Source organism: Pseudescherichia vulneris, assembly GCF_902164725.1.
GTDB lineage: Bacteria > Pseudomonadota > Gammaproteobacteria > Enterobacterales > Enterobacteriaceae > Pseudescherichia > Pseudescherichia vulneris.
The window spans coordinates 1098143-1109679 of record NZ_LR607338.1 but is presented as its reverse complement, the minus strand read 5'-3'; the positions used below and the strand labels follow the sequence as shown (position 1 = coordinate 1109679).

At 56.0% G+C, this 11537-nt stretch carries 14 protein-coding genes; 9 read left to right on the top strand and 5 right to left on the bottom strand.

Annotation, left to right across the window (positions count from 1 at the left end; genetic code table 11):
• Positions 1–55: 55 nt before the first annotated feature.
• Positions 56–697 (top strand): orotate phosphoribosyltransferase, encoded by a 642-nt coding sequence (gene pyrE, locus FN633_RS04550; protein WP_154056892.1) that lies wholly within the window; start codon positions 56–58, stop codon positions 695–697.
• A gap of 60 nt (positions 698–757) precedes the next feature.
• On the opposite strand, the gene slmA is transcribed toward pyrE, so the two are convergent.
• Genes slmA through coaBC form a run of 3 tightly spaced genes read right to left on the bottom strand, consistent with a single transcriptional unit; the run spans position 758 to position 3041 of the window.
• Positions 758–1354 carry a nucleoid occlusion factor SlmA gene (slmA, locus tag FN633_RS04545; protein WP_154056891.1) on the bottom strand — a complete coding sequence of 199 codons (597 nt, stop codon included), beginning with the start codon at positions 1352–1354 and terminating at the stop codon, positions 758–760.
• Positions 1355–1393: 39 nt separating this feature from the next.
• A complete protein-coding gene (gene dut / locus FN633_RS04540) occupies positions 1394–1852 on the bottom strand; it encodes a dUTP diphosphatase (RefSeq protein ID WP_042393343.1) in 459 nt (152 codons plus the stop codon).
• Complete coding sequence (coaBC, locus tag FN633_RS04535; RefSeq protein WP_154058825.1) at positions 1830–3041, bottom strand: bifunctional phosphopantothenoylcysteine decarboxylase/phosphopantothenate--cysteine ligase CoaBC; 1212 nt, start codon at positions 3039–3041, stop codon at positions 1830–1832. Before coaBC ends, dut begins: the two co-directional genes overlap by 23 nt.
• A gap of 209 nt (positions 3042–3250) precedes the next feature.
• Between coaBC and radC the strand changes: the two genes are divergently transcribed.
• From radC to mutM, 4 genes are all read left to right on the top strand, one after another.
• Positions 3251–3910 (top strand): RadC family protein, encoded by a 660-nt coding sequence (gene radC / locus FN633_RS04530; RefSeq protein ID WP_154058824.1) that lies wholly within the window; start codon positions 3251–3253, stop codon positions 3908–3910.
• Positions 3911–4126: 216 nt separating this feature from the next.
• Positions 4127–4363, top strand: a complete 237-nt coding sequence (gene rpmB, locus FN633_RS04525; RefSeq protein WP_002436699.1) for a 50S ribosomal protein L28 — start codon at positions 4127–4129, stop codon at positions 4361–4363.
• Positions 4364–4385: 22 nt separating this feature from the next.
• Positions 4386–4553, top strand: a complete 168-nt coding sequence (gene rpmG, locus FN633_RS04520; protein ID WP_003024094.1) for a 50S ribosomal protein L33 — start codon at positions 4386–4388, stop codon at positions 4551–4553.
• A gap of 71 nt (positions 4554–4624) precedes the next feature.
• On the top strand, positions 4625–5434 hold the full coding sequence (gene mutM / locus FN633_RS04515; RefSeq protein WP_154056890.1) for a bifunctional DNA-formamidopyrimidine glycosylase/DNA-(apurinic or apyrimidinic site) lyase: 810 nt from the start codon (positions 4625–4627) through the stop codon (positions 5432–5434).
• A gap of 49 nt (positions 5435–5483) precedes the next feature.
• Here the strand turns inward: mutM and coaD are convergent, their stop codons facing one another.
• Both coaD and waaA read right to left on the bottom strand, forming a co-directional pair.
• Positions 5484–5963, bottom strand: coding sequence for a pantetheine-phosphate adenylyltransferase (coaD, locus tag FN633_RS04510; protein WP_154056889.1), 480 nt, complete (start codon positions 5961–5963; stop codon positions 5484–5486).
• A 9-nt stretch (positions 5964–5972) separates the two neighbouring features.
• Positions 5973–7250, bottom strand: a complete 1278-nt coding sequence (waaA, locus tag FN633_RS04505; RefSeq protein ID WP_154056888.1) for a lipid IV(A) 3-deoxy-D-manno-octulosonic acid transferase — start codon at positions 7248–7250, stop codon at positions 5973–5975.
• A 319-nt stretch (positions 7251–7569) separates the two neighbouring features.
• Here waaA and rfaQ point away from each other — a divergent pair, with 319 nt between their 5' ends.
• The 4 genes from rfaQ to FN633_RS04485 all read left to right on the top strand — a co-directional run.
• On the top strand, positions 7570–8640 hold the full coding sequence (gene rfaQ / locus FN633_RS04500; protein WP_154056887.1) for a lipopolysaccharide core heptosyltransferase RfaQ: 1071 nt from the start codon (positions 7570–7572) through the stop codon (positions 8638–8640).
• Positions 8637–9761 carry a glycosyltransferase family 4 protein gene (locus FN633_RS04495; RefSeq protein ID WP_154056886.1) on the top strand — a complete coding sequence of 375 codons (1125 nt, stop codon included), beginning with the start codon at positions 8637–8639 and terminating at the stop codon, positions 9759–9761. The genes rfaQ and FN633_RS04495 overlap by 4 nt, the downstream gene beginning before the upstream one ends.
• Complete coding sequence (gene rfaP, locus FN633_RS04490; protein ID WP_154056885.1) at positions 9754–10551, top strand: lipopolysaccharide core heptose(I) kinase RfaP; 798 nt, start codon at positions 9754–9756, stop codon at positions 10549–10551. The genes FN633_RS04495 and rfaP overlap by 8 nt, the downstream gene beginning before the upstream one ends.
• 43 nt (positions 10552–10594) lie before the next feature.
• On the top strand, positions 10595–11537 hold a 943-nt coding region (locus tag FN633_RS04485; protein ID WP_243731474.1), incomplete at its 3' end, for a hypothetical protein.

Genomic DNA, 11537 nt, shown 5'->3' with positions numbered 1-11537 from the left:
GAATTATTTAGCGTAACCGTTATAAAACAATGAAAGTAAGATGAGGAGCAGAGCCATGAAACCGTATCAGCGCCAGTTTATTGAGTTTGCGCTTAACAAGCAGGTACTTAAGTTCGGCGAGTTTACGCTGAAATCCGGGCGTAAAAGCCCCTATTTCTTCAACGCCGGGCTGTTTAATACCGGGCGCGATCTGGCACTGTTAGGCCGTTTCTATGCCGAAGCGTTGGTGGATTCCGGTATCGATTTCGATCTGCTGTTTGGCCCTGCCTATAAAGGCATTCCCATCGCCACCACCACGGCGGTTGCGCTGGCGGAGCACCATGAACGCGACGTGCCCTACTGCTTTAACCGTAAAGAAGCCAAGGACCACGGCGAAGGCGGCAGTCTGGTCGGCAGCGCGCTGCAGGGTCGAGTCATGCTGGTCGATGACGTGATCACCGCCGGAACCGCTATCCGTGAGTCAATGGAGATTATCCAGGCCAATGGCGCGACGCTGGCAGGGGTACTGATCTCCCTTGACCGTCAGGAGCGCGGACGCGGGGATATCTCGGCAATTCAGGAGGTCGAACGCGACTATGCCTGCCAGGTGATCTCTATCATCACCCTGAAGGATCTGATTGCTTATCTGGAAGAGCGTCCGGAGATGGCGAACCATCTGGCGTCGGTGCAGGCGTATCGGGAAGAGTTTGGCGTTTAAGCGTTAAATAGCCCGGTCACGCGAATGCGGACCGGGCGTACGGATCGGCAGGCTTACGGATTAATGTAGCTGGGCCACCATCAGCGGCCAGCGGACGTCAAAGTCTTCCGTGGGCCGATATTTGAACTCGCTGCGCACAAAGCGCGACAGCATACCTTCGCACTGGGCCAGCAGCTGGCTCGCCAGCAGCGTCTCATCCACGGTAAAACCTTCACCCTCGCGCATCTTCCGCTCGCGCAGAACCTGCCGCAGCTGCGATTCAATCCGCTCAAATAGTTGGTTGATACGGCTCTGTAAGCGATCCTGCTCAAACATCAGCGCATGACCGGTGAGGATCCGCGTTAGTCCAGGATTGCGTTCACCAAAGCCTAAAATCAGCTGAATGATGAGACGCAGGCGTGCCAGCGTATCTTTCTCATCTTTTAGGATTAAGTTGATACGCGTCGTCAAGCTATCTTCGATAAACTCGATCAAGCTGTCAAACATGCGCGTTTTGCTTGGAAAATGACGATAAAGAGCTGCTTCGGAGACACCAACCGACGCCGCCAGCTTGGCCGTGGTAATACGTTGGCTGCCATCGCTGGATTCAAGCATAAGTGCCAGAGACTGAAGTATTTCTTCGCGACGATTCCTTTTCGCGGTTTGTTTTTCTGCCATCTTTTAGACGCATCCTGGATGATATAAGGACGAGGCGACCTACTGACGCCCGGAATGGCCGAAGCCGCCTTCACCACGTTCAGAGCTGTCAAACTCTTCTACCAGGTTGAACTCTGCCTGCACCACCGGCACAAATACCATCTGTGCAATACGTTCGCCCGGCTCAATCGTGAAGCTTTCCTTGCCGCGGTTCCAGACCGAGACCATCAGCTGTCCCTGGTAGTCTGAATCAATCAGGCCAACCAGGTTGCCCAGCACCACGCCATGCTTATGGCCGAGGCCCGAGCGCGGTAAAATCACGGCGGCCAGCGACGGATCGGCGATGTGAATAGCCAGGCCCGTCGGCAGCAGCGTCGTTGCGCCCGGTGCCAGCTCTACGGCGTCATCAAGACAGGCTCGCAGGTCAAGACCGGCAGAGCCGGAGGTGGCGTAGGTTGGCAGCGGAAACGCTTTGCCAACGCGCGGGTCCATAATTTTAACGTCGATTTTTTTCATCATAACGGGTAACGATCTCGTCCAGTAGTAGTTGTCCCAGAAGTGCTTTGCGCTCAAGCGGCAGAACTTTGTCGCCATCCTGCCAGAAAAGGTGTAATGCGTTGTTGTCGCTATTAAATCCTTGATTTGCATCAGATACGTCATTGGCGCAGATCAGATCAAGGTTTTTGCGGATACGTTTTTGCCGGGCGTATTCTTCCACATTATTTGTTTCGGCGGCAAACCCTACCACATAAGGGCGGTTTGTACTCAGCGCCGCAACGCCAGCAACGATATCCGGGTTTTTAACCATTTTTATTGTAATTTCATCGCCTTGCTTTTTGATCTTCTCATCGGCAACGGCGGCGGCGCGGTAGTCAGCAACGGCAGCACAGCCGATAAAAATCTGCTGCGACTGAACCTGAGCCTGTACGGCGGCTTCCATCTCCAGCGCGGTCACCACATCGACACGCTTCACCTCTGCTGGCGTCGGTAGCGACACCGGGCCGCTCACCAGCGTCACGTTCGCGCCGAGGCGGGCCGCGGCGTCGGCAATGGCGAAGCCCATCTTGCCGGAGCTTTTATTGGTGATGTAGCGCACCGGATCCAGCAGCTCCTGCGTCGGACCTGCGGTAATCATGATATTCAGATGTTGCAGTGTTTTGACAGGCGAAAAATGCGCTGCGGCCAAATCGACGATAGCCAGCGGGTCGAGCATCCGCCCCGGACCCACGTCACCACAGGCCTGGCTGCCGCTGTCCGGCCCCCACAGCAGCACACCACGGGCGGCCAGCACGCTGAGGTTATGCTGGGTAGCGGCGGCGCGGTACATCTGCTGGTTCATTGCCGGAACCACCGCAATGGGGGATGGCGTGGCCAGGCAGATGGTCGACACCAGATCGTTAGCCATACCGGCGGTCACGCGGGCAATCAGATCGGCGGTTGCCGGGGCGAGGATCACCAAATCAGCCCACTTGCCCAGCTCAATATGCCCCATTGCCGCTTCGGCAGCCGGATCCAGCAGGCTATCGGAAACCGGATAGCCCGACACCGCCTGCAGGCTCAGCGGGGTAATAAAGGCTTTGGCACCCTCGGTCATTGCCACACGCACCTCTGCGCCGCGATCGCGCAGACGACGCACCAGCTCCGGCGTTTTATACGCAGCGATGCCGCCGCTCACGCCAAGAACGATTTTTTTACCGGCCAGGCTCATCATGATTCATTCCTGTTGGGGTTTCACCAGAAGGTGGGCATTTTATCACACTCTGCAAAGTGGCGTGCTTTTGCGCATGACTCACTTTACGAGCTGCTACGCAAAAGCGAATACCGTAGGTCGAGCCGCTGCGCGTGCCGTGGCAAAATCGGGTTTTCACAGGGAGGAGCGCTATGGAGACGGCCAGGTCGCTGACATCATATGAGAACATGCCGCGTGAAAAGATGCCCCGCGAGAAGATGCTGCGGCTAGGGATTGCGTCCCTCACCGATATCGAACTGCTGGCGCTGTTTCTGCGTACCGGCACGCCGGAGCGCAGCGTGATGGCCTTCGCCGAATATCTGGTGGCGCATTTCGGTTCGTTGTACGATCTGCTCTCTGCGGATGCGCAGCAGTTTGCCGAGGTGTCGGGTATCGGCGTGGCGAAGTTTGCCCAGCTCAAAGGCATCGCCGAGCTGGCGCGCCGCTACCATGCCTCCAGCATTCAGGAGGCGCTGACCTTAGACAGCCCGCAGGCGACCAAAGCGTTTCTGCAAAGCCAACTTGCCGACGAGCCGCGCGAGATCTTTCTGGTCATCTATCTCAATAACCAGAACCGGGTGCTCAGGCACAGCCGCCTCTTTTCCGGCACGCTGAGCCACGTTGAGGTGCATCCGCGTGAAATTGTCCGGGAAGCTATCGCGATCAATGCCGCCGCCGTGATCCTTGCTCATAATCATCCTTCGGGTTATGCGGAACCCAGTTTTGCCGATAAACAAATCACCGAACGTGTGGTAAAGTGTTGTGAATTCATGGATATCCGTGTATTAGATCACCTCGTGGTAGGCCGGGGAGAGTGGGTTTCATTTGCCGAACGTGGTTGGATTTAAGCCACCCCGCGCGATCCAGCGGGATCTTTGTCTGTTCGGGACTTGAGCACACAGCCGACACAGCGTATACTACGCCACCTTTGAGAATCTCGGGTTTGGCATTTGGGCCTGGCAATCGCGAGTTCACACTGAACCGCCGTGACCGGGCCTTACAGCCTGACGAGGCGTCAAAACCCTATACGAAGCTCGAGCTAATTTGATTTTTGGAGAATAGACATGTCCCGAGTCTGCCAAGTTACTGGCAAGCGTCCGGTGACCGGTAACAACCGTTCCCACGCACTGAACGCGACTAAACGCCGTTTCCTGCCGAACCTGCACTCTCACCGTTTCTGGGTTGAGAGCGAGAAGCGTTTTGTCACCCTGCGCGTATCTGCTAAAGGTATGCGTGTAATCGATAAAAAAGGCATCGATACAGTTCTGTCTGAACTGCGTGCCCGTGGCGAAAAGTACTAAGTACTTAAAGAGGAAATAAATCATGGCTAAAGGTATTCGTGAGAAAATCAAGCTGGTTTCTTCTGCTGGTACTGGTCACTTCTATACCACTACGAAGAACAAACGTACTAAGCCGGAAAAACTGGAACTGAAAAAGTTCGATCCAGTTGTCCGTCAGCACGTTCTTTACAAAGAAGCTAAAATTAAATAAGTTTTAGTTTTCTTGTACAGAAACCCGGCTTCGGCCGGGTTTTTTGCATTCTGCGTCTCTGAGGAGGAAACATGCCTGAATTACCTGAGGTAGAAACCAGCCGCCGCGGTATAGAGCCGCATCTGGTGGGGCAAACTATCCTGCACGCGGTGGTGCGTAATGGCCGCCTGCGCTGGCCCGTTTCCGACGAGATCCATCGCCTGAGCGATAAACCCGTGCTGAGCGTACAGCGGCGGGCAAAATATCTGCTGCTGGAGCTGCCCGACGGCTGGATCATCGTCCATCTCGGCATGTCCGGTAGCCTGCGCATTCTTCCGCACGATCTTCCTGCCGAGAAGCACGATCATGTCGATCTGGTGATGAGTAACGGCAAAGTGCTGCGCTATACCGATCCCCGCCGCTTTGGTGCCTGGCTGTGGACCAAAGAGCTGGAGGGGCACAACGTGCTGGCGCACCTGGGGCCGGAGCCGCTCAGCGATGCGTTCAATGCCGAATATCTACAGCAGAAGTGCGCCAAAAAGAAAACCGCCATTAAACCCTGGCTGATGGATAACAAGCTGGTGGTAGGCGTAGGCAATATCTATGCCAGCGAATCGCTGTTTGCTGCCGGGATCCATCCTGACCGGCTCGCCTCATCGCTCTCACAGGACGAGTATGCCCTGCTGGTGCAGGTGATTAAGGCAGTGCTGCTGCGCTCGATAGAGCAGGGCGGGACAACGTTAAAAGACTTTTTGCAAAGCGATGGCAAGCCGGGCTACTTCGCCCAGCAGCTGCAGGTTTACGGGCGCAAAGGTGAACCCTGCCGCGTCTGCGCGACGCCAATTATAGCGACCAAGCACGCCCAGCGCGCGACCTTCTACTGCCGCAACTGCCAGAAGTAGTCGCGTTATGTAGGCCGGGCAAGCGCAGCGCCGCCCGGCATAGCGGATCCTACTGAAGCTTCTGCAACAGCGCCTGGTGCACGTTTGGTGGCAGGAAGTCCGTAACGTCACCTTGATGGCGCGCGACCTCTTTGACCAGCGACGACGAGATAAACGACCACTCTTTGGCAGGCATCAGAAAGACGCTCTCCAGCTCCGGCATCAGGTGGCGATTCATATGCGCCAGCTGGGTCTCATACTCAAAATCCGCCACCGCCCGCAGACCCCGGATCAAAATGGTCGCCTGCTGGTTACGGGCAAAGTTTGCCATCAGATCGCTAAAGCCAATGACCTCAACGTTTTCAAGATGAGCAGTAGCCTCCTGGGCGAGAGCAACGCGCTCCTCCAGCGAGAAGAGGGGTTTCTTGCTTGGGCTGGCGGCAATCGCCATGATAACCCGATCGAACATGCCCGCGGCCCGGGTGATGATGTTGATATGGCCGTTGGTGACCGGATCGAAGGTGCCAGGGTAAATTGCGCGCTTTTGCATATAAAAACCTTAATGGGCTTTTGGTGGCAGATAGGGTTCCAGCAATTGTAACAGACGCTGTAGCGCGCCCTGGTTTTGATAGAGCACCTCTACCGCATGGCGACCGTAAAAGTTGCGGTAGTCCTCATCGGTCAGCAGGGAGGCGACCTCTTTACTCAGCGAGGCGACGTCCGTCACGGTGATTAAACCATCGGCCTGGGTCAGACGGGCGCAGATATCTTTAAAGTTGAAGGTGTGCGGCCCCATCAGCACCGGAATAGCGTGCGCAGCGGCCTCCAGCGGGTTATGCCCGCCGCGCTCTACCAGCGAACCGCCAACGAAGGCGAGATCGGCAATGCCGTAGAGCAGCATCAGCTCGCCCATGGTATCGCCTACCACCACTTGAGTGCTGCTGGAGGGGACTTCCCCGGAGGAGCGGGTGATGTAGCTCAGGCCCGCCTGGCGCACCAGGTTAATGGCGTCCGGGAAACGTTCCGGGTGGCGCGGAACCAGGATCAGCAGCAGGTTAGGAAACTCTCTTAACAGCGTCTGGTGTGCCTCAATGACCGCACTCTCTTCACCCTCGTGGGTGCTGGTGGCGATCCACACCGGGCGATGCGGAGCCCACTGGCGGCGCAGCGTCACTGCCCGGGAGGCGAGCTGCGGCGTAACCGAGATATCAAACTTCAGGCTGCCGGTGACGGTGAGCTGGTTACGCTTCGCGCCAAGGGCAATAAAGCGCTCGCCATCCTCCTCGTTCTGGGCAGCGATCAACGTGATACGACGCAGCAGGGTACGAATAAAATCGCCCAGCTTTGCATAGCCTTTAGCGGAGCGCGCAGAGAGACGAGCATTAGCGATCACCAGCGGGATTTTGCGCGTGTGCAGGGCGGCGATCAGGTTCGGCCACAGCTCGGTCTCCATCACCAGCACCAGTTTCGGATCCACCGCGTTGAGAAAACGATTGAGCGCGTCCGGCAGATCGTAGGGCAGGTAGACGTGTTGAACGTCATTGCCAAAGGCGGAGAGCACGCGCTCGGAGCCGGTCGGGGTCATGGTAGTGACGGTAATCGGCAGATCCGGATAGCGATGGCGCAGGGCGCGTACCAGCGGAATGGCCGCCAGGGTTTCGCCCACAGAAACGGAGTGCATCAGAATGCCGCCGGGCTTCAGCGCTTGCTTATAGAAGCCGTAACGCTCGCCCCAGCGTTTGCGGTATGCCGGTGCTTTGCGACCACGCACCCAGAGACGCAGCCAAATAAGCGGCTGAATCAGGTAGAAAAGAGTGGTGTAAAGCAATTGAAGCATAGTACGCACTGGCTGATGGATGTGCTGGGAATTCTATGTATTTAGCTGCATCAATGCTATTACTTTTGCCGAATTCGCTGCAAATCCCCCCTTCGGTGGGCGATGAATCCTAAAACCTGTGCTTTTTTGTTGTATTTTTATAAAGTTAGTTGAAATCAGCACGTTGCTGAAAAAACATTCGTGTCGGCTTAGACAGCAAGAAATGCTACACTAGCGCGCAAAAATGAGCGCGTTACGGTGCACGGGTAGCGGGTTAGCCTGGGCGATAGCGTGCTTATTGTTGTTTATATTGGTCATCATCAACGGATAAGAGCCGCTTGTGGAAAAGCCATTTCAAAGAATTCTGCTGATAAAAATGCGCTTTCATGGGGATATGCTGCTCACGACGCCCGTCGTAAGCACCCTGAAACGCCGCTACCCTGACGCGAAAATCGACGTGCTGCTCTACCAGGATACGATCCCTATCCTGTCAGAAAACGCGGAGATCAACGCGCTCTACGGCCTCAAAAATAAAAAAGCCAAAGCCGGGGAGAAAATCACTAACTTCGTGGATGTGCTCAAACAGCTGCGCGCTAACCGTTACGATCTTATCGTCAATCTCACGGACCAGTGGATGGTCGCCGCGCTGGTGCGCTGCCTGCCTGCCCGCGTCAAGATTTCGCAGGATTTCCCCCATCGTCAGGCAGCTTTCTGGCGTAAAAGCTTTACCCATCACGCTCCCGTCGTGGGCGATCATATTGTTGAGCGCAACCTGTCGGCGCTGCGTCCGCTGGGGATTGCGGAAGATTATCGCGAGCTCACCATGAGCTATGCCGGGCAAAACTGGCAGGCGATGCGCGAGCAGCTGACCGCTGCCGGGGTAGGGGAGCACTATGTTGTGATCCAGCCTACGGCGCGCCAGGCTTTTAAGTGCTGGGATAACAGCAAATTCTCTCAGGTCATCGACGCCCTGCATCATCAGGGCTATGAGGTGGTGCTCACCTCCGGACCCGGCGCGGAGGATCTGGCGTGCGTGGAAGAGATTGCCAGCGCTTGCGAAACGCGTCCGGTCACCGCGCTGGCGGGAAAAACGCGTTTTCCTGAGCTGGCCGCGCTTATCGATCATGCTGCGCTGTTTATTGGCGTCGACTCCGCACCTATGCATATCGCCGCCGCGGTAAAAACGAAAATCATTGCCCTGTTTGGCGCGACCGATCATATTGCCTGGCGTCCGTGGTCAAAGGACGCTGTCGTGCTGTGGGCCGGGAACTACCAGCCGATGCCGACGCGTGACCAACTCGATCGCAACCGGCGCTACCTCTCTGTGATCCCGGCTGAGGAGGTCATCGCTGCTGCCAGGACGCTGTTGCCACCGCTCAACGCTGCCGTGCAGACGGGTGGCCCCCTGTGATTGTTGCCTTTTGCCTCTACAAATACTTCCCGTTTGGCGGGCTACAGCGTGATTTTATGCGCATTGCCCAGACGGTAGCAGGACGTGGCCACCAGGTACGGGTCTACACCCAGTCCTGGCAGGGCGAGTGCCCGGCAGAGTTTGAGCTGATAGTGGTGCCGGTCAGGAAGCGCACCAACCACGGGCGCAACGCCGAGTATTATCAATGGGTAAAAGCGCATCTTGCGCAGCATCCTGTGGCGCGGGTGGTCGGCTTTAACAAGATGCCGGATCTCGATATCTACTACGCGGCGGACGTCTGCTATGCGGAAAAAGTGGCGCAGGAGAAGGGCTTTTTCTATCGCCTGACGTCACGCTACCGTCACTATGCGGCCTTTGAGCGTGCCACCTTTGAACAGGGCAAGAAGACGCAGCTACTGATGCTGACGGATAAGCAGATAGCCGATTTCCAGCGCCACTATCATACCGAGCCTGAGCGTTTTCACATTCTGCCGCCGGGTATCTATCCCGATCGCAAGTACAGCGAGCAGATTGCGGACAGCCGTCGCCTTTATCGCGAGAAAAACTGCATCGGTGAGGATCAGAACTTTGTTCTGCAGGTGGGGTCAGATTTTAATCGTAAAGGTGTGGCGCGCACTATCGAGGCCATTGCCGCGCTGCCTGACGCGCTGCGGCAAAATACGCTGCTGTTTGTTGTCGGTCAGGATAAACCTGTACCCTTCGCTGCCCTTGCTGCAAAGCTGGGCATCAAAGAGAATGTACACTTCTTTGCCGGACGCAGCGACGTGGCGGAGTTGATGGCCGCAGCGGATCTGCTTATGCATCCTGCGAAACAGGAGGCGGCAGGCATTGTGCTGCTGGAGGCGGTGGCGGCAGGGCTACCGGTGATTGTCACCGAGGTCTGCGGCTACGCGCCCTATATAGCGGATGCTCGCTGTGGCGTGGTGGTTAACGAGCCGTTTTCGCAGGCAGCGCTGAATGAGGCGCTAGCCGATGCGCTGGGTACGCCTTCGCGCCTGAGCGAATGGGCGGCCAATGCCCGTCACTATGCGGATACGCAGGATCTCTACAGCCTGCCGGAAAAGGTAGCTGATATGATAACGGGTAAAGTGAATGGTTGAACTGAAAGAACCGCTGGCTACCTTATGGCGCGGTAAAGATGCCTTTGCCGAAGTGAAGAAGCTGCAGGGCGACGTGTTTCGCGAACTGGAAACGCGCAGAACGATCCGCTTTGAGCTGGCGGGCAAGAGCTACTTCCTGAAATGGCACCAGGGCACCTCGGTCAAAGAGGTAGTTAAAAACCTGTTCTCTCTGCGCCTGCCGGTGCTCGGGGCTGACCGGGAGTGGAACGCGATCCATCGCCTGCACGAGTGCGGCGTCGACACCATGCACGGGGTTGGCTTTGGTGAGAGAGGAGCCAATCCGCTGACCAAAACCTCGTTCATTATTACTGAGGATCTGACCCCGACGATCAGCCTTGAGGACTACTGCGCCGACTGGCGCGTAAATCCACCCGATCTGCACGTGAAGCGGATGCTGATCCGTCGCGTCGCCACCATGGTGCGTAAAATGCATCAGGCTGGCGTCAACCACCGCGACTGCTACCTGTGCCACTTCCTGCTGCACCTGCCTTTTTCCGGGGAAGAGCAGGATTTAAAGCTGTCGATAATTGACCTGCACCGGGCGCAGATCCGCCGTCAGGTTCCACAGCGCTGGCGTGACAAAGACCTTATTGGCCTCTACTTCTCTTCGGTCAATATCGGCCTGACGCAGCGGGATATTTTACGTTTTATGAAGATCTATTTCGCCACGGATCTCAAGGCGATATTCAAGAATGAAGGGCAGTTACTCTCGTCATATGAGCGTAAGACTCATAAGATCGTAACGCATTCGCAGCGCAATAATCTGTAGCGCTTTTTGATAGCTGATTGTTAGTTTTATGATAGGTTTTAATATGATAGCTGTTCGATCTTTAGCGAAGCTTTCCGCTAAGAAAGTCACCACTTCGCTTCTGCTTTTTTGTTTCTGCGTTCTGTGCTTTGTCTGGCCGATTGAGAACTCAAATCTGCCTGCTAACCGCAACCTGTTTATCTATGTTGGCCTGGCGATGACCCTGTTCCTCTATTTCAAAAAGCAGGGCATGCCGCTGGAGCATAACGTTAAAACGCGTATGCCGATCTACATACTTGCTGGCCTGCTAATCTTCACCTTATTGAACGGATTGCTGGTGGCACCGGATCTTAAGCAGATGTTTCGCAGCTGGCAGGGGCAGTACCTGCGCGCTGCGCTGATGTTTTTCATTGGCCTACTCATCTACTCCTTTACCGCCAGCTGCTTCCGGGGCCTAAGTAAAACCCGTTTTCTCTCTCTGGTGGTGCTCTGCTCGCTGGGCGTGATATTTATTCATGTTGTCCAGACTGCCTTTATGTACCTGCGTAACGGCTATATTGACTGGGGCGTGACGTGGATTGTGCGCACGCGCACCGAGATGAGTTTCCAGATTAACTTTATCTGCGGGATTCTCTTTGCCGAGCTGCTTTCCCGCTTGTTCCTGCACCGCAACTTTTTAATCTTTAAGACCCGCCTGCTGCTCTTCTTTATTGCCATCTGCTTTGTCGCCACCGCGTTGGTCAACACCCGTTGGGGCACGATCGGTTTAATTGGCAGCACGATCTCTATCTGCATCTTTATTGCTGCCAAAATGCTCAACCGCAGCAATCGCAAGAAGATGCTGCTGACCGGTGCGGCAGTCGCGCTAATGGTCGTTGCCGTAGGTTACAGCTCCTGGACCCAGGATCCGCGCTGGCAGAGCCTGCACCAGGATGCCGTATCCGGGTGGAATCTGTCGGTGGATAACCGCTGCTACAACGGCTTTAAAGGGCCCGCGCTGCAGGACA

Bases quoted from the DNA above. Each gene is read 5' to 3' on its own strand.
- rpmG (WP_003024094.1), top strand. From the start codon at position 4,386: ATGGCTAAAGGTATTCGTGAGAAAATCAAGCTGGTTTCTTCTGCTGGT.
- rpmB (WP_002436699.1), top strand. From the start codon at position 4,127: ATGTCCCGAGTCTGCCAAGTTACTGGCAAGCGTCCGGTGACCGGTAAC.
- waaA (WP_154056888.1), bottom strand. From the start codon at position 7,250: ATGCTTCAATTGCTTTACACCACTCTTTTCTACCTGATTCAGCCGCTT.
- rfaP (WP_154056885.1), top strand. From the start codon at position 9,754: ATGGTTGAACTGAAAGAACCGCTGGCTACCTTATGGCGCGGTAAAGAT.
- mutM (WP_154056890.1), top strand. From the start codon at position 4,625: ATGCCTGAATTACCTGAGGTAGAAACCAGCCGCCGCGGTATAGAGCCG.
- pyrE (WP_154056892.1), top strand. From the start codon at position 56: ATGAAACCGTATCAGCGCCAGTTTATTGAGTTTGCGCTTAACAAGCAG.
- dut (WP_042393343.1), bottom strand. From the start codon at position 1,852: ATGATGAAAAAAATCGACGTTAAAATTATGGACCCGCGCGTTGGCAAA.
- slmA (WP_154056891.1), bottom strand. From the start codon at position 1,354: ATGGCAGAAAAACAAACCGCGAAAAGGAATCGTCGCGAAGAAATACTT.
- coaBC (WP_154058825.1), bottom strand. From the start codon at position 3,041: ATGAGCCTGGCCGGTAAAAAAATCGTTCTTGGCGTGAGCGGCGGCATC.
- coaD (WP_154056889.1), bottom strand. From the start codon at position 5,963: ATGCAAAAGCGCGCAATTTACCCTGGCACCTTCGATCCGGTCACCAAC.
- radC (WP_154058824.1), top strand. From the start codon at position 3,251: ATGCCGCGTGAAAAGATGCCCCGCGAGAAGATGCTGCGGCTAGGGATT.